The organism is Terrabacter ginsenosidimutans (genome assembly GCF_039539425.1).
GTDB lineage: Bacteria > Actinomycetota > Actinomycetes > Actinomycetales > Dermatophilaceae > Terrabacter > Terrabacter ginsenosidimutans.
This window is the reverse complement of record NZ_BAABDC010000002.1, coordinates 403,843-420,643: the sequence shown is the minus strand read 5'-3', so window position 1 is coordinate 420,643 and position 16,801 is coordinate 403,843. Positions and strand designations below refer to the sequence as shown.

The following is a 16,801-nucleotide window of genomic DNA, read 5'->3' as shown; positions in this document are numbered from 1 at the left end:
CACTGCGTCAGGCGTAGGCGGCCCGGACCGCGAGGGCGTGCTGCACGACCTCGCGCTTCGGCACGTCGACGGCGTGGTCGAGGACGGGCACGCCGGAGGGCTCGAAGCCAGCCCGGGCGAGGCCCATCCGCAGCTCCGGACCGGTCAGGCGGCACTCGACGACGCCACCCACGGGCGAGGACCGGAGCAGCTCGAAGAGCGCAGCGGTGCTCTCGACGACCGTCGACGAGTAGAGCGGGATGCCGAGCTCGGCGGCCACGGCGGCCCCCAGGCTCGTGCCGCCGTAGCCGTAGCCGGAGCTGCCGGCTCCGCGGACCACGCAGGCGATGCGCCGGTGGCCGTGCGGTCGGTAGGGCACGCACGGCCAGTCGCTGGCGAGCATCGCGAACCGGTCGTGGTCGCGCCAGTCGCGGCGGCCGTCGATCCCTGGCAGGTGCAGGAAGTGGCGGGAGAAGCCCTCGTGCACGAAGCCCACCGAGCGCACGAGCCCGGCGGACCTGTGGTTGGCCGGCTGGATGTTGGCCTCCACCCGGTGCAGGCCCATCCCGTGGGGAGGGTCGGCGAAGACGAGGTCGAGCGTGAGCCGCAGTCCCTCGACGAAGAGGCCCCGGCCGGCATACGGGTCGTAGGAGTCGTAGCCGATGCTCGCGCTGCGGAACGCGCCACCGACGACGTTGGCGACGTTGATGCGGCCGACGAGGCCGTGCGATCCCTCCGGGTCCAGCGCATGGACCATGAAGGTCCGGTAGGTCGGCGACTGGTTGTCCAGGACGACCGGCAGGTTGTGCGGGTCGGGCACCGCGAAGTCGGAGAGCCGCCGCTCCGAGAGGGTGACGGCGGCGGCGTACGCCTCGATGTCGGCAGCCGAGGGCGGACGCACCTCGACCCGCTCCCCCGTCGCGGTGAAGGGTGCCTCGTGGGCGGCGGGCTCGGCCGGGTGTCCGGAGGGCTGGTCAGACGACAACGCGGCCTCGCAGGACGACACCGATCGGGTCGCCGACCACGGTGACGTCGGCGAGCGGGTCGGACGCGTAGACGACGAGGTCGGCGTCCTCGCCCTCGACGAGGCCGGGTCGACCGAGCCAGTCGCGGGCACCCCACGTCGCAGCGGAGACGACCTCGGCGTTGGTGAGCCCCGCCTTCGTCAGCTCGAGCATCTCCTGCGCGACGAGCCCGTGCGGCAGGCTGCCGCCGGCGTCCGTGCCGACGTAGATGGGCACGCCCGCCTCGTGCGCCGCGCCGACGGTGGCGTAGCGCCGTTCGTGCAGGTCGAGCATGTGGCGGTGGTAGTCGGGGAACCTGTCCTTCGCCGGCGCCGCGAGGTCGGGGAACTGGGCGATGTTGACGAGCGTCGGGACGATGGCGATGCCCTGGGCGGCGAAGGTCTCGATGGAGTCCTCACGCAGGCCCGTCGCGTGCTCGATGCAGTCGATGCCCGCCGCGGCCAGGTCGCGCAGGGACTCCTCGCCGAAGCAGTGCGCGGTGACCCGCACCCCCTCCTCGTGCGCGGCGGCGATCGCGTCGGCGACGGCCTCGCGCGACCAGCTCGGGGCCAGGTCGCCGACGTCGCGGTCGATCCAGTCGCCGACGAGCTTGACCCAGCCGTCGCCGCGGTGCGCCTCGAGCCGGACGTGGCGGGACAGCTCGTGCTCCTCCACCTCGTGGGCGTAGTTGCGGATGTAGCGCCGGGTGCGCGCGATGTGGCGTCCTGCCCGGATGATCTTCGGCAGGTCCTCGCGTTCGTCGACCCATCGGGTGTCGCCCGGCTGCCCGGCGTCACGGATGAGCAGCGTGCCGCGGTCGCGGTCGGTGAGCGCCTGCTGCTCGGCCTCCTCGCGCGGCACGGCCCCGTGGGGACCCAGACCGACGTGGCAGTGGGCGTCGACGAGGCCCGGCAGCACCCATCCCTCGAGCGTCTGCTCGTCGCTGCGGTCGGCGGGCGGCGTGAACGACAGGCGGCCGCCGACGACCCACAGCTCGTCGACGACGTCGTCGGGACCGACGAGCACCCGACCGCGGACGTGGAGCACCGGTGCACTCATGGCACCGACCCTAACCTCAGGTGTTCGCCAGATCCGTGAGGGTGTCGGCCCAGTGCGCCATGAGCGTCCCGAGGTGTCCGGCACCCTCGCGGACGACCAGCCGCGACGTCGGCAGGTGGGCATGCAGCCACCGCCCGTGCTCGAGCCCGACCGTGCGGTCACGGTCGCCGTACCAGAGGTGCACGGGGGCGCGGACGTCGGCGAGCACGAGGTCCCAGCCCGTGGTGAAGGCGAGCGCGTCCCGTGAGACGCCACGGAAGGGCGGTACGCCGGGTCGGCCGCTGCCCGTCCACGGCTCGAGGATCTCGGGCGAGACGAAGCCGCCCGCGCGGACCGTCGCGCCAGGGCCCGGCCCGCTCCCCCGGGGCCTCCGGGTCGCCGCGTCGTCCCGGAGGCGGATCGCCGTGTCGAGGTCCCCTGCGAAGGCCGCGCGGACCGCGTGGTCGTCGGCCGCGACGGGGTCGAGCTCGAGCAGTGGTCCGACCCCGGCGACGACCCCGACCACGCGCACCCGGTCGGGCAGGGCGGCAGCCGCCGCGACGGCATACGGCCCTCCCCCGGAGACTCCGAGCACGGCGAAGGCGTCGAGCCCGAGCGCATCCGCGAAGGCGCCGGCGTCCCTCCCGACGGACGACAGCGTCGTGGGGGCGTCGGTCGACCCGCCGTAGCCGGGCCGCGAGAACGCGAGCAACCGCACGCCGGCGCGCGACGCCGCGCCGTCGCCGAGGGCGGCCTGCAGGCGCCCACCGGGCGTGCCGTGGAAGAAGACGAGCGGGGTGCCGCGCGGGTCGCCGCCCTGCCACACGTCTAGACGCCGCCCGTCGGGCAGCTGCACCCGCGACCGTCCGTCGGTGGTGACCACGCTCCGAGCCTAGGCCGCCGCTGTCGTGCCGGACAGGTGTCCTCGGGGCGTCGCCCCGCGTTTCGACGCGGAGCGCGACCGTGGGTCGGTCAGCCGCGCAGGAGCCGGGGCACGGCGACGACGTCCACGAGCGCGGACCCCCGCAGCACGGTGATCTCCATCGACCGGTCGATCGCCTCGTCGAGCAGGATGCGCTGGAGCGACTGGGCGTCGAAGAGCGCGCGGCCGTCCGCGGCGACGACGACGTCGCCGCGCATCAGCCCGGCCCGGTCGGCCGGGCTGCCGGGCACGACCTGCGCGATCCGCAGGGCGGTGCGCCGTCCGAGGCGCGCCGCGACGTCGTCGGAGACGGGAACGGGGGCGGTGACGAGGCCGAGGTAGGCACGGCGCACGTGGCCGTCCTCGACGAGGGCCTCGATGATCCGCCGGGTCGTGGCGTTGATCGGGACGGCAAGTCCGAGCCCGACGCCGGCCACGGCCGTGTTGACGCCGACGACCCGGGAGCGGGAGTCGGCGAGGGCGCCCCCGGAGTTGCCGGGGTTGAGCGCGGCGTCGGTCTGGATGACGTCCTCGACGAGGCGCGACGCGGCTCCGGACCTCGTCGGCAGCGAACGGCCGAGAGCGCTGACGACACCTGCCGTGACGCTGCCCTCGAGACCCAACGGGTTGCCGATGGCGACGACGACGTGCCCCACCTCCAGCCGGTCGGCGTCGCCGTATGCCGGTGGCGTCGGCAGCGAGCTCTCCGAGCGCACGACTGCGAGGTCCGACAGCGGGTCGGCTCCGACCAGGTGGACGCGCACCGACATGCCGTCGGAGAAGTGGGCGGTGCCGCGGTCGACGCCCTCGACGACGTGGGCGTTGGTCAGGAGCAGGCCGTCCTCGGTGAGCACGACGGCAGAGCCGCCACCCTCGACCGTGCCGCCGCGCGCCGGTCTGCTGACCCGCAGGCTCGCGACGACCGGGGCCAGACGCCGCGCCACGGTGCTCACCGTGTGCGAGTAGGCGTCGAGCAGCTCCTCGTCGCTCGGCTCAGGAGCCGACGGCATCTCGAACGGGGGCATGTCCCCTCCCGGCGTCCTCGGCCGCGCGACCTGCACGGCCATGTCACGGACAGCGACGCGGCTGTCCCGTGCATTCCGCGGATCGCACCGGGTTCGCCGACGGCGAACGTCCGGCCGGGGCCGGCGCTCGCGAGGATGCCTGCTCAGCCCTTGCCGAGGAACTTCTCGAAGCCCTTGGGCAGGTTCGACGGGTCGAAGCCGGCCAACGGGTCGGCGTCCTCGGACGCTCCGGCGCCGTTCGCCCCGGGTGCCCCGAACGCGCCGGCCGCCGACGCGGCACGGCCGGACGCGGCCTTCTCCGCGGCCGCCCGCTCCTCCGCGGCACGCTTGGCGGGGTTGCCGCTCTTGCTCTTCTTGCGCTGCGGGGCCTGCTTGCCGCGCTTGCCGGCGCCGGGGATCCCGGGCATGCCCGGGAGGCCGCCGCCACCGCCGCGCGCCATCGACTTCATCATCTTCTGGGCCTGGCCGAAGCGCTCGAGCAGCTGGTTGACGTCGGTGACGGTGACACCGGAGCCCTTGGCGATGCGGGCGCGGCGCGAGCCGTTGATCTGCTTGGGGTGGGTGCGCTCGAAGGGCGTCATCGAGCGGACCATCGCCTCGACGCGGTCGAACTCGCGGTCGTCGAAGGCGTCGAGCTGCTCACGCATCCCCTGCATGCCCGGCATCATCTTGAGCATCGACTTCAGCGAGCCCATCTTCTTGATGGCGTTCATCTGCTGGAGGAAGTCCTCGAAGGTGAAGTCCTCCTCGGCGAGGAACTTGCGCGCCATCTCGTCGGCGTGGCGCTTGTCGAACGCCTTCTCGGCCTGCTCGATGAGCGTCAGCACGTCACCCATGTCGAGGATGCGGCTCGCCATGCGGTCGGGGTGGAAGACCTCGAAGTCGGTGACCTTCTCACCGGTCGAGGCGAACATGATCGGCTCGCCGGTGAGCTCGGCGACGGACAGCGCCGCACCACCGCGGGCGTCACCGTCGAGCTTGGAGAGGACGACACCGGTGAAGGCGACGCCCTCGTGGAAGGCCTGAGCCGTCTCGACGGCAGCCTGGCCGATCATCGCGTCGAGGACGAAGAGGACCTCGTCGGGCGAGATCGCCGCGCGGATGTCACCGGCCTGCTGCATGAGGTTGGCGTCGACGGCGAGTCGACCAGCGGTGTCGACGATGACGACGTCGTACTGCTTGGCACGGGCCTGCTCGATGCCCATCCGCGACACGGAGACGGGGTCACCGAACGACCGCGTGCCCTCGCCCGAGTCGAGGACGGCGTCGTGGCCGCCCATGTTGCCGCGCTCGGGAGCGAAGACGGGGATGCCGGCGCGCTCGCCGACGACCTCGAGCTGGGTGACGGCGTTGGGGCGCTGGAGGTCGGCCGCGACGAGGAGCGGGGTGTGGCCCTGGTCCTTGAGCCACTTGCCGAGCTTGCCGGCGAAGGTCGTCTTGCCCGAGCCCTGCAGACCCGCGAGCATGATGACGGTCGGTGGCTGCTTGGCGAAACGGATGGTGCGCGTCTGCCCGCCGAGGATGCCGACGAGCTCCTCCTGCACGATCTTGACGACCTGCTGGGCGGGGTTGAGCGCCTGGCTGACCTCGGCGCCGAGGGCACGCTCGCGCACCGAGCCGGTGAACCGCTTGACGACGGGCAGGGCGACGTCGGCGTCGAGCAGGGCGAGGCGGATGTCGCGGATCGTCGCGTTGACGTCGGACTCCGAGAGCCGGCCCTTGCCACGCAGGTTCTTGAACGTCGCGGTCAGGCGGTCAGACAGGGATGCAAACACCGGCCAAGGTTATCCGCTCCGGCGCGTGGGTCCGACCCGACGCCCGATGAGGTGTGCCGTCAGCCGCCGTCGCGCACCGGGTTACGTTGGTCCGATGGCTGACCTCATCGACAAGATCGCGTGGATCCACCTGGAGGACCGGCGCCTGCTCGTGGCCCGCAACGCCGGCCGCGAGCGCTTCTACCTGCCCGGCGGCAAGCGCGAGCCGGGTGAGACCGACGTCCAGACGCTGGTCCGCGAGCTCGACGAGGAGCTGGCCGTCACGGTCGAGGCGACGACCGCCATGCACGTCGGCACGTTCGAGGCGCTCGCAGACGCGCGCACGGACGGTCTGCTCGTGCGCCTCACCTGCTACACCGCCATCCACACTGGCTCGTTCGTGCCGTCGCGCGAGATCGAGGAGATCGCGTGGCTGACGGCAGGCGAGGGCGACCGGGTGTCCGCCGTCGACCGGCTCGTCCTCGCCCACCTCCACGACGCCGACCTCATCGACTGACCGTCCTGCCCGCGGACACGTCGAACGGGCGGAGCGGCGAGGTGTCCGCGCGTCAGTCGCCGTCGCAGGTGTCGATGATCATCGCAACGGCCTGCGCGGCCCGCGCCGGCGCGAGCTGTCCCCCGCCGAACTCGGTGACGTAGAACGTGTCGAGCGTCTGGCCGGCATAGGTCGCGATGTGGGCCGACCGCACCGACAGCGACGCGCGGGCGAGCGTGATGCCGATGTCCTGGAGCAGCCCGGGGCGGTCGGTCGCACGCACCTCGATGACGGTCGCACTGTCCGAGGCGCTGCAGATGACCATGGCGCGGGTGGAGTCGACCGATCCCGAGCCGGGGCTGCGCACGCCGGTGGACTTGCGTCGCTGCAGCTTGCCCAGGGGCGCGCGGTCGCCCTTGGCGACCCGGACGAGGTCGCGGGCGATGACCTGGGGCAGCGGCGTCTCGCTACCGGGCGAGTCGACCCACCACTCGTTGACCGCGAGACCGTCGACCGTGCGCACGATCGCCGAGCGCACGACGAACCCGTGCGCGGCGAGCAGGCCTGCGGTGTCGGCGAACAGCCCCGCGCGGTCGCGGTCGATGATGTCGATGCGGTGGGCGCCCCCGAGGGACGACACGGTGATGTAGGGCTCTCCGGACGCGATGCGGTCGAGCGCGTCGTCGGAGAGCGGCAGGGTCTCGATGGGTTCGACCACGAGAGGCCCCTCTCCTTCTGTCTGGGTGGGCTGGGCGGTGAGCGCCGTGCGGCAGGCCTGGTAGAGGCGCTGGACGAGACCGGCCCGCCAGTCGCTCCACGCCTTGGGGCCGGCGGCGGACGCGTCGGCCTCGGTGAGGGCGCGCAGCAGGTCGAGGGTCGTGGCCGAGCCGTCGACGGCCTCGGACAGGGCGGCGATGGTCGCCGGGTCCTCGGGGTCGCGGCGGGTGGCGAGCTCCACGAGCGTCAGGTGTTCGCGCACGAGGCGCACGACGGTCCTGCGGTCGGCGTCGTTGACCCCCATCCTCTCGAGCACCGTGTCGGCGAGCTCGGCCCCGGTCACGGAGTGGTCCTGGCTCCCCGGCACCTTGCCGATGTCGTGGAGCACTGCCGCGAGCATGAGCAGGTCGGGTCGGGCGACGTCGCGGACCATGCCGCTCGCTGCCACGACGGTCTCGATGAGGTGTCGGTCGACGGTGTGCCGGTGGACGGCGTTGCGCTGCGGGCGGCTGCGCACCGCCTTCCACTCGGGGATCCAGCGCTCGACGACGCCCGCGAGGTCGAGGCCCTCCCACACGGTGACGAGCCCGGGTCCCGACGCCAGCAGGTCGGCGAACAGGTTGCGGGCCACCTCGGGCCACGGCTCCTGCAGGACCGGCGCGGTGGCGGCGAGGTTCTTCAGCGTCGTCGGCGAGAGCGGGATGCCGCCGCGTGCCGCCACGACGGCAGCGCGCAGCGGGATGATCGGGTCGGAGGACAGGTCGGCCGACGGTCCGAGGACCGCCTCGCCGTCGTGCCGGTAGAGGCCGTAGCCGAGCGGAGCCAGCTGGGGCCGACGCGGGCCGACGCGCAGCGTCCTGGCGCGCTGGGACTGCATGGCGCGACGCAGGGTGCCGTCGACGGCATACGCGATGGTGCGGGCGGAGGTCGACAGGTCCGTGAGGAGGTCGTCCGAGTCGGTGTAGCCGAGCAGGGCGGCGCACGCGTCCTGGTCGTCCCGGGTGAGCCGGTCGCGGCCGCGTCCGGTCACGACGTGGATCGCGTCACGCACGTCGAGGATGCGTTCGTAGGCCTCGTCGACCTCGCCGTGCGGCCGGTCGGTCAGCCAGGCGGCCGTCAGGGCCCGCAGGACCGACATGTCCCGGAGGCCGCCGTGGGCCTCCTTGAGGTCCGGCTCGATGAGGTGGGCGAGGTCTCCCTGGCGGGCGTGCCGCTGGATGACGGAGTCCTGCATCTCACCGAGCCGGGTGCGCGCGTTGGCCCGCCAGTCGTGCGCCACCGTGGAGCGGGCCGCGTTGACGACGTCGGCGTCCCCGGCCACGTGGGTCAGGTCGAGCAGCCCGACCGCCGCCGACAGGTCGTCGGAGGCGACGGCCCGGCAGTCGGCGACGGTGCGGACGCTGTGGTCGAGCCGGACCCCGGCGTCCCAGATCGGGTACCAGAGCTTGTCCGCGAAGGCGCCGACCTCCTTGCCCGACAGCCCGCGGGGGTGGTGCACGAGCACGAGGTCGTAGTCACTGAGCGGCCCGCTGTCACCGCGGGCGAGGGAGCCGACGGCGGCGAGCGCGACACCTTCGTGCCGGCGCCCGGCGCACGCCTCGCGCCACAGCTCCTGGAGCCACCCGAACCCGAACTCCGCAAGCGCCCGGCGCCGGGTCTGGCCGGCGCCGGGCGTTGCGAAGGTGCGGGTGCCGGCGAGGTCGAGACGTCGTGAGGTCACATCCGTCATGTCAGGTCTCGCCGTCCCCTTGTGGTGCGTGTGTGGTGGGTTTCGTGGTGCTCTCGAGCGCTTCGCCGGCGCTCAGAGAGCGTCGACGCCGCGCTCGCCGGTGCGGACCCGCACCACTTCGTCGACGGGGACGGACCAGATCTTGCCGTCACCGATGCGACCGGTCTGGGCGGCCTTGAGGATGACCTCGAGGACGTCCGAGGAATCGACGTCGTCGACGAGGACCTCGAGTCGCACCTTGGGCACGAAGTCGACGGTGTACTCGGCGCCGCGGTAGACCTCGCTGTGGCCGCGCTGACGGCCGTAGCCGCTGGCCTCGCTGATGGTCATGCCGGCCACCCCGAAGGCCTCCAGGGCCTCCTTCACCTCGTCGAGCTGGTGGGGCTTGATGATGGCGGTGATGAGCTTCATGCGGAGGCCTCTTCCTTGGGCGCCTTGTCGGCGGACGGGGCGGGTGCGGTGGCGGTGTGGCCGGCGACCACGCCCGTGCGGGACCCACCGAATGAACCGAAGTCGTACCCGGTCTCAGCGTGCTGGGCAAGGTCGATGCCGCTGACCTCGTCCTCCGGCGACACCCGGAACCCGATCGTCTTGTGGAGCGCGAGCCCGATGAGGTAGGTGACGACGAAGGAGAACACCATGACGACGAGTGCGCCCTCGAGCTGGGCGACCAGCTGTGATCCGCCACCGCCGTAGAAGAGGCCCTCGTTGACGTCGAGGCCGGCGGCGCCGGTCGGGCTGCCCTTGGTGGCGAGGAAGCCGATGAGCAGGGTGCCGATGAGTCCGCCGACGAGGTGGACACCCACGACGTCGAGGCTGTCGTCGAAGCCGAGCTTGAACTTCAGGCCGACGGCCAGGGCGCAGCCGACACCGGCGACGAGGCCGACGAGGAGGGCGCCGATGGGCGAGACCGTGGCGCAGGCCGGCGTGATGGCGACGAGGCCGGCGACGACACCGGACGCAGCACCGAGGGAGGTGGCGTGGCCGTCGCGCAGCTTCTCCGTGACGAGCCAGCCGAGCATGGCCGTGGCTGTCGCGGCGAGGGTGTTGACCCAGACACCGGCGGCCTGGACCCCGGCGCCGAGCGCCGAGCCGGCGTTGAAGCCGAACCAGCCGAACCACAGGATGCCGGCACCGATCATGACGAGCGTCAGGTTGTGCGGGCGCATCGGGTCACGCTTGAAGCCGACGCGCTTGCCGAGGACGAGCGCGAGAGCCAGGCCCGCGGCGCCCGCGTTGATGTGGATGGCCGTGCCGCCGGCGAAGTCGTAGGCGCCGGCACCGCCGAGGAAGAGGCCATCGGCCTTGTTGGCGATCCAACCGCCGGTCTCGGCCGCGTAGCCGCTGAACGCGAACACCCAGTGTGCCGCGGGGAAGTAGACGAGGGTGGCCCAGACGACGGTGAAGATCGTCCAGGTGCTGAACTTGGCACGGTCGGCGATGGCGCCGGACACGAGGGCCACCGCGATGATCGCGAAGACGACCTGGAAGGCGACGAACGCGGTGGCGGGGATGCCACCGGCCGCTGCCGTGCCTGCCGCTGCGTCGGCCGGGACGTAGCCGTAGATCTGGTCGATGACCCCGCTGAGGCCGAAGTGCGTGAAGGGGTTGCCCATCAGACCGCCGCCGATGTCCGGTCCGAAGGTCTGGCTGTAGCCCCAGAGGATCCACACCGTGCCGACCGTTCCCATCGTGATGAACGACATCATCATCATGTTGAGGACGCTCTTGGTGCGGACCATGCCGCCGTAGAAGAGGGCGAGACCGGGAGTCATGAACAGGACCAGGGCGGCCGCTGCCAGGACCCACGCGGTGTTCCCGCTGTCGGTGAACGGCGCGTCTGCCGTCACGTAGGTAAGTGCGCTCATGACGAGAACAGTGGACGGGCGGGATGTCGGTCGATCACACCGTTTGTTACAGCCGTGTCAACAACGCGAGGGCGGTGTAAGCGGCTGGTTTCCGCCACGGGGGCCGTCCGGATCGTGGACTCCCCTGCCCGCCCAGCGGACCGGTCAGCGTCGCCCGACCACCGTCGGACGCACGTGCCGCCCGGCTGGGCCTGGCGGCATACGTGCGTCACGTGTGGCGGGCTACATGACGATGGCGTCGACGAAGGCCTCGGGGTCGAAGGGCGCGAGGTCGTCGGGACCCTCACCGAGACCGACGAGCTTGACGGGGACGCCGAGCTGGCGCTGGACCGCGACGACGATGCCGCCCTTGGCCGTGCCGTCGAGCTTGGTCAGGACGATGCCCGTGACGTCGACGGCCTCGGAGAACACCTTGGCCTGCTGGAGGCCGTTCTGGCCGGTGGTGGCGTCGAGGACGAGGAGGACCTCGTCGATCTCGCTCTGCTTCTCGATGACGCGCTTGACCTTGCCCAGCTCGTCCATGAGGCCGACCTTGTTGTGGAGGCGGCCGGCGGTGTCGATGATGACGACGTCGACCTCCTCCTCGATGCCGGCCTTGACCGCGTCGAAGGCCACGGCTGCGGGGTCGGCGTTGTCCTTGTCGGAGCGCACGGTGGCGACGCCGACCCGGGCGCCCCACGTCTCGAGCTGGTCGGCGGCAGCGGCGCGGAAGGTGTCGGCCGCACCGAGCAGGACCTCGCGGTCCTCGGCGACGAGGACACGGGCCAGCTTGCCGACGGTCGTCGTCTTGCCGGTGCCGTTGACGCCGACGACCAGGATGACGGCGGGCCGGTCGCCGACGCGGCTGCTCGCGATCCGGCGGTCCATGTCGGGCTGGACGAGGGCGAGCAGGTCCTCCCGGAGCCAGCCGCGGACGGTGGCCTCGTCGGTCGTGCCGTCGATCTTGACGCGCGTGCGCAGGGAGTCGACGAGCTCCATCGTGGCCTCGACCCCGAGGTCGGAGGAGATGAGGGTGTCCTCGACCTCCTCCCACGCCTCCTCGTCGAGCTTGCCGCGCGACAGCAGGGCCAGCAGGCCCTGGCCGATGGAGGAGTTGGACCGGGCCAGGCGTGCGCGGAGGCGCTGCAGCCGGCCACGGGCCGACTCCGGACGCTCGAGCGTCGGCGCGGTCGGCGCGGTCGGCTCCTCGACCTCGATCTCGGCGGGGGCCCCCGGCGTCTCGGGTGGCGCGACGATGTCGGTCGCGTGGGCGGGCGGCTCGCGGTCCAGGTCCTCCCCGGGAAGACCCTCGTGGGCCGGCGGGGCCTGACGCTCGATGCCGCGGTTGCGCCCGCTGCCCACGAGACTGACTCCGTAGGCGAGCGCTCCCAGCACGATGATGGCGCCGATGACGATGAAGATGAAGACCGTGTCCACGCCAGCCATCCAACCACGGGGCCGGTGGTGTCCCGTCCCGCCGGAACGCCTCCGCGGGCCGGACGCGCCTGCGCCACCGGCGTCGGCCGGTGGCGCAGGGTGACGGGCAGGTGGCCGGACGCGCCTAGTGGGTGCGGGCGCGCGGTCGACCGAGGGTGCCCGCGCGGCGACGTGCCGAGCGCGCGACCCCTTCCCCCTTGGTGGTGAGGAGGTCTCGGCCGCCCCGGTGCGCAGGCACCGCGACGACGCCGACGACCGCCACACCGAGCACGGTGACGACGAGCATCGAGATGACCAGGAAAACCATGTGACAAGAGTGACGCATGTGACTGGCGTGACGCAAATAGCATGAAGTGACGATTTGGCAACTCCAAAGTCGCGTCACGCGTCGTCGGGCAGGGTTGGCCCCGGGCGCACGCGAGACGTCCCGCCCGATGGCGGGTGCCAAAGTGCCTCAGGCCGGGCGGTCAGCCACGTCGCGCAGGCGCTGCGACACGACGGTCGTGACCCCGTCGCCGCGCATGCTGACGCCGTAGAGGGCGTCGGCGATCTCCATCGTCTTCTTCTGGTGGGTGATGACGATGAGCTGCGAGCTGTCGCGCAGCTCCTCGAAGAGCGTGATGAGGCGGCCGAGGTTGGCGTCGTCGAGGGCCGCCTCGACCTCGTCCATGATGTAGAACGGCGAGGGGCGGGCCTTGAAGATCGCGACGAGCAGGGCCACCGCGACGAGCGAGCGCTCGCCACCGGAGAGCAGCGACAGCCGCTTGATCTTCTTGCCCGGGGGGCGTGCCTCGACCTCGAGGCCCGTGGTCAGCATGTTCGACGGGTCGGTGAGGACGAGCCGGCCCTCACCGCCGGGGAAGAGCCGCTGGAACACGCGCTCGAACTGGACAGCGGTGTCCGCGAACGCCTCGGCGAACACGCGCTCGACGCGCTCGTCGACCTCCTTGACGATGTCGAGCAGGTCCCGCTTGGAGTTCTTGAGGTCCTCGAGCTGCTCGGTGAGGAACTTGTGGCGCTCCTCGAGCGCGGTGAACTCCTCGAGGGCGAGCGGGTTGATGCGTCCGAGGGCGCCCAGCTTGCGCTCGGCCTGGCGCAGCCGCTTCTCCTGAGCCTCGCGCACGAAGGGCACGGGGTCCGGCTGCGGCGCGTCGGGGTCGGCGTCGGGGTCGGGCACGGCGGGGACGAGCTGGTGCGGGCCGAACTCCTCGACAAGGTCGGACGGCGCGATGCCGAGCTCCTCGACCGCCTTGGTCTCGAGCTGCTCGATGCGGAGGCGCTGCTGGGTGCGGGCGACCTCGTCGCGGTGCACCGTGTCGGTCAGCTCACGCAGCTCGGCCTGCAGCACCGAGATGTCGCGGCGCACGACGGCGAGCTCGGCGTCCCGCTCGGTGCGCTCGGCCTCACCCGCGGCACGGGCACGCCCCGCCTGCTCGGCAGAGTCCGCGAGGAGCTCGTGGGCCCACGTCGCCGCGATCCGCACGGCGTCGGCGACCGCAGCCTCACGCTGCCGGCGCTCGCGCTTCTCGGCAACACGCCGACGGGTCTCCTCCTCGTGGCGGGCACTGCGCTCGAGCGCGTCGGCGCGGTCCTTGAGGGCACGCGCCCGCTCCTCACGGGTGCGCAGCGCCAGCCGCAGCTCGGTCTCGGCGGCGCGCGCCTCACGGGCCACGGCCTCGAGGCGGTCGCGCTCCTCGGTCGACGGCTCGTCGGCGAAGTCGCCCTCGCCGCTGGCCGCCTCGAGCCGCTCGAGGAGAGCGGCATGTTCGGTCTGGTCGGCCTCGAGGGCCGACATGGCGTCAGCGATGGCCTTCTCGGTGCGCTCGACCTCGGACCGAGCGGCCCGCAGGGTCTGCCCGAGGGAGCCGAGCTTCTCGGCGATCGCAGCCATCCGCGCGTCGCTCTCGTTGAGCCGCTCGATCGCGGCCTCGACGGAGTCGGCGAGCTCGGCGCGGCTCGCCTCGGCGCCCGAGACGCGGAACCGGGCCTCCTCGCCCTCACGGGTGGCCCGGGCCATGGCGTCCTGGGCGTCGTCGAGGGCTGCCTGCAGCTCGAGCAGGCTCGGCGCGCTCGTGCTGCCGCCGCGTACGGCGCCGGGTGCGTAGACGTCGCCCCCGCGGGTGACGGCGGTGACGCCGGGGTGGTTGCGGACGAGGACTCGGGCAGCCGGGCCGTCCGGCACGAGGGCCACGCGCTCGAGCACCTGCTCGACGGCCGGCCGCAGGGAGTCGGGGCACTCGACGACGTCGCGGGCCCAGCGGGCCTCGCCCGGAAGGGTGGGCCACGACGACCGGTCGACGTGTGTCGCGGACTCGGCGACGAGGAGGCTGGCCCGCCCGTTGTCCCCGTCGCGGAGGGCGTCGAGGGCTGCGGCTGCTGCATCGAGCGAGCCGACGGCGAGCGCCTCGGCGGCCGACCCGAGCGCGGCGGCGACGGCATTCTCCAGGCCGGCCTCGACCGTGACGAGCGAGGCGACCGAACCGAGGATCTCGTGGCCCTCGTCGGCGGCGGCGAGCAGCGCGGCGGCGCCGTCCTTCCGGCTGAGACTGAGACCCAGGGCCTCGACGCGAGCGGCGGCCGTCGTGCGGGCGCGTTCGGCGGTCGCCTCGGCCTCCTTCCAGCGGGCGAGCTCGGCCTCGGCTGCCTCGAGGCGTGCGGCGGCCTCCTCGTAGGCGGTGTCGAGCCCCTCCTCGCCCTCCTCATCCTGGGCGACGCTCGACTCGAGGCGGGAGAACTCGTGCTCGGCCTCGGCGGCTCGGGCCTGCGCCGCTTCGATGGTGGTGCGGAGACGGCCGACCTCGGCCTCGCGGGCCTCGATGCGTGACGCCCTCGCGCCGACCTGTCCACCGAGCTTGGCGAGCCCCTCGCGGCGGTCTGCGGCAGCCCGTGCCTCACGCTGCAGGCGCGAGGTCTCCTCGGCGTGGCCGCGCTCGGCGTCGGTGCGGTTCATGACCGCCTCCTCGAGGGCGGCCTTGGCCTCGGCGATCTCCTCGAGGAGGAAGGCCTCCTGCTCGCGCACCTCGGCGGCCTGGACGCGCAGCTGCTCCGGATCGCGGCTCTGGCCGGGGGCCTCGGGCTCGTCGTCCTCGCTGAGCAGGCGGACGCGCTCGGCGGCGAGCGAGCGCGTCGAGGCCATCCGCTCCACGAGCCGGCCGAGCGAGACGTAGTCGTCCTGCGCGCGCGTCAGGGCCGGGCGAGCGGCCTCGGCCGCCTCCTCCAGCGTGGACAGCCGGTGTGCGAGGTCGCCGATGGACTCCTCGACCTCGGAGCGTCGCTCGATGAGGGCCGACTCGTCGGCGACCTCCTGCTCGAGGGTCGACGTCAGCTGGATGAGGTCGTCGGCGAGCAGCCGCAGGCGGGCGTCACGGGCGTCGGCCTGGATGACGGCCGCCTTGCGTGCCGTCTCGGCCTGCCGGCCGAGGGGGCCGAGCTGGCGGCGGATCTCGCCCGTGAGGTCCTGCACGCGGGTGAGGTTGAGCTCCATCGACTCGAGCTTGCGCAGGGCGCGTTCCTTGCGCTTGCGGTGCTTGAGGACGCCCGCGGCCTCCTCGATGAAGCCGCGTCGCTCCTCGGGCGTCGCGCGTAGGACGGTGTCGAGCTGCCCCTGTCCGACGATGACGTGCATCTCGCGCCCGATACCGCTGTCGGAGAGCAGCTCCTGCACGTCGAGCAGGCGGCAGGGGGTGCCGTTGATGGCGTACTCGGAACCGCCGTTGCGGAACATCGTGCGCGCGATCGTCACCTCGGTGTAGTCGATCGGGAGCGCGCCGTCGGTGTTGTCGATGGTCAGGGCGACCTCGGCGCGGCCGAGCGGTGCACGACCGGACGTGCCGGCGAAGATGACGTCCTCCATCTTGCCGCCACGCAGCGACTTGGCGCCCTGCTCGCCCATCACCCAGGCGAGGGCGTCGACGACGTTGCTCTTGCCGGAGCCGTTGGGCCCGACGATGCAGGTGATGCCGGGCTCGAGACGCAGGTGGGTCGCCGAGGCGAAGGACTTGAAGCCCTTCAGGGTGAGGCTCTTGACGTACACGACCCGAGAAATCCTTTGTCCAGCCAGCCAGCGATCCCGGTCAGCGTACTAGCCGGTGGGGGTTGTACCGGGGAGGTGAGCGCCACGCGCGTGCGGACCGCGCGCGCCACACGGCATACCGTGGTCACGTGGACGCCGACGAGCACCGACACCAGCAGGCGGGCGAGCCGCACCAGCCACACGATCCGCTGGACGACCCGCACCGGGTCAGCACGCTCGGGCGACTGCTCGAGGTCTACCCGGGCACTCCCGCACCCAACAGCCTCGCCAAGGAGTCGCGCACGATCACGGCGAGCCACGCCCGCATCATCTCGGCCGCGCCGTTCGTCGTCGTCGCCACGATCGGGGACGGCGGCCTGGACCAGTCGCCGCGTGGCGACGCCCCGGGCTTCGTCGTCGTGCGCGACGAGCGCACCGTCGTCATCCCGGACCGGCGTGGCAACCACCGGCTCGACACGCTGCGCAACGTCGTCGCCGACCCCCGGGTGGGCCTGATCTTCCTCGTGCCCGGCCTCGGCGAGGAGCTGCGCGTGCGCGGCACCGCGATCGTCTCCACGGACCCTCAGGAGCTGGCCCGGCACGAGGTCAGGGGCATCGCGCCGGCGTCGGTGCTCGTCGTCACGGTGGAGCGCGTCTACTTCCAGTGCGCTCGGGCGGTCAGGCGAAGTCGTCTGTGGGACGACGACGCCCGCGTCGACCCGAAGAGCCTGCCGACCGCCGGGACGATGACCCGCGACGCCGGTGGCTTCGACTCCGACGAGGAGGCCGCGGCCTACGACGCAGCGCTCGCCGAGCGACAGGACGCGACGCTCTACTGATG

General features: G+C 72.6%; 13 protein-coding genes. 2 read left to right on the top strand and 11 right to left on the bottom strand.

The annotated features are described in order from the left end of the window. Positions 1-7: 7 nt before the first annotated feature. The 5 genes from ABD831_RS07930 to ffh form a co-directional block, all read right to left on the bottom strand. Positions 8-964 (bottom strand): GNAT family N-acetyltransferase, encoded by a 957-nt coding sequence (locus ABD831_RS07930; RefSeq protein WP_344944060.1) that lies wholly within the window; start codon positions 962-964, stop codon positions 8-10. Continuing rightward, the gene (locus tag ABD831_RS07925) at positions 954-2,042 is read right to left on the bottom strand and encodes an amidohydrolase family protein (protein ID WP_344944057.1); all 1,089 of its coding nucleotides are present in this window, start codon (positions 2,040-2,042) and stop codon (positions 954-956) included. The genes ABD831_RS07930 and ABD831_RS07925 overlap by 11 nt, the downstream gene beginning before the upstream one ends. A gap of 16 nt (positions 2,043-2,058) precedes the next feature. Beyond that, the gene (locus ABD831_RS07920; protein ID WP_344944054.1) at positions 2,059-2,904 is read right to left on the bottom strand and encodes an alpha/beta fold hydrolase; all 846 of its coding nucleotides are present in this window, start codon (positions 2,902-2,904) and stop codon (positions 2,059-2,061) included. Between the two features lie 89 nt (positions 2,905-2,993). Next, the gene (locus ABD831_RS07915; protein ID WP_344944051.1) at positions 2,994-3,968 is read right to left on the bottom strand and encodes a S1C family serine protease; all 975 of its coding nucleotides are present in this window, start codon (positions 3,966-3,968) and stop codon (positions 2,994-2,996) included. 143 nt (positions 3,969-4,111) lie between these two features. Further along, positions 4,112-5,743 carry a signal recognition particle protein gene (gene ffh / locus ABD831_RS07910; RefSeq protein WP_344944048.1) on the bottom strand — a complete coding sequence of 544 codons (1,632 nt, stop codon included), beginning with the start codon at positions 5,741-5,743 and terminating at the stop codon, positions 4,112-4,114. Positions 5,744-5,837: 94 nt separating this feature from the next. Between ffh and ABD831_RS07905 the strand changes: the two genes are divergently transcribed. Next, positions 5,838-6,239: an NUDIX domain-containing protein gene (locus ABD831_RS07905; RefSeq protein ID WP_142177343.1), complete on the top strand. Its 402-nt coding sequence runs from the start codon at positions 5,838-5,840 to the stop codon at positions 6,237-6,239. Positions 6,240-6,291: 52 nt separating this feature from the next. Here ABD831_RS07905 and ABD831_RS07900 read toward each other — a convergent pair whose 3' ends face one another. The 6 genes from ABD831_RS07900 to smc all read right to left on the bottom strand — a co-directional run bounded on the left by ABD831_RS07900 (position 6,292) and on the right by smc (position 15,981). Then, positions 6,292-8,664: a [protein-PII] uridylyltransferase gene (locus ABD831_RS07900; RefSeq protein ID WP_344944045.1), complete on the bottom strand. Its 2,373-nt coding sequence runs from the start codon at positions 8,662-8,664 to the stop codon at positions 6,292-6,294. Between the two features lie 72 nt (positions 8,665-8,736). Further along, positions 8,737-9,075 carry a P-II family nitrogen regulator gene (locus tag ABD831_RS07895; protein ID WP_141819194.1) on the bottom strand — a complete coding sequence of 113 codons (339 nt, stop codon included), beginning with the start codon at positions 9,073-9,075 and terminating at the stop codon, positions 8,737-8,739. Beyond that, positions 9,072-10,532, bottom strand: coding sequence for an ammonium transporter (locus ABD831_RS07890; RefSeq protein WP_344944040.1), 1,461 nt, complete (start codon positions 10,530-10,532; stop codon positions 9,072-9,074). Before ABD831_RS07890 ends, ABD831_RS07895 begins: the two co-directional genes overlap by 4 nt. Before the next feature lie 222 nt (positions 10,533-10,754). Beyond that, positions 10,755-11,957: a signal recognition particle-docking protein FtsY gene (gene ftsY / locus ABD831_RS07885; protein ID WP_344944037.1), complete on the bottom strand. Its 1,203-nt coding sequence runs from the start codon at positions 11,955-11,957 to the stop codon at positions 10,755-10,757. A gap of 115 nt (positions 11,958-12,072) precedes the next feature. Continuing rightward, positions 12,073-12,255, bottom strand: a complete 183-nt coding sequence (locus ABD831_RS07880) for a hypothetical protein (RefSeq protein ID WP_142177340.1) — start codon at positions 12,253-12,255, stop codon at positions 12,073-12,075. A 147-nt stretch (positions 12,256-12,402) separates the two neighbouring features. Next, positions 12,403-15,981: a chromosome segregation protein SMC gene (smc, locus tag ABD831_RS07875; RefSeq protein ID WP_344944032.1), complete on the bottom strand. Its 3,579-nt coding sequence runs from the start codon at positions 15,979-15,981 to the stop codon at positions 12,403-12,405. Positions 15,982-16,109: 128 nt separating this feature from the next. On the opposite strand from smc, the gene ABD831_RS07870 reads away from it, so the two are divergent. Next, positions 16,110-16,799 carry an MSMEG_1061 family FMN-dependent PPOX-type flavoprotein gene (locus ABD831_RS07870; protein ID WP_344944029.1) on the top strand — a complete coding sequence of 230 codons (690 nt, stop codon included), beginning with the start codon at positions 16,110-16,112 and terminating at the stop codon, positions 16,797-16,799. The last annotated feature ends 2 nt before the right edge of the window (positions 16,800-16,801 follow it).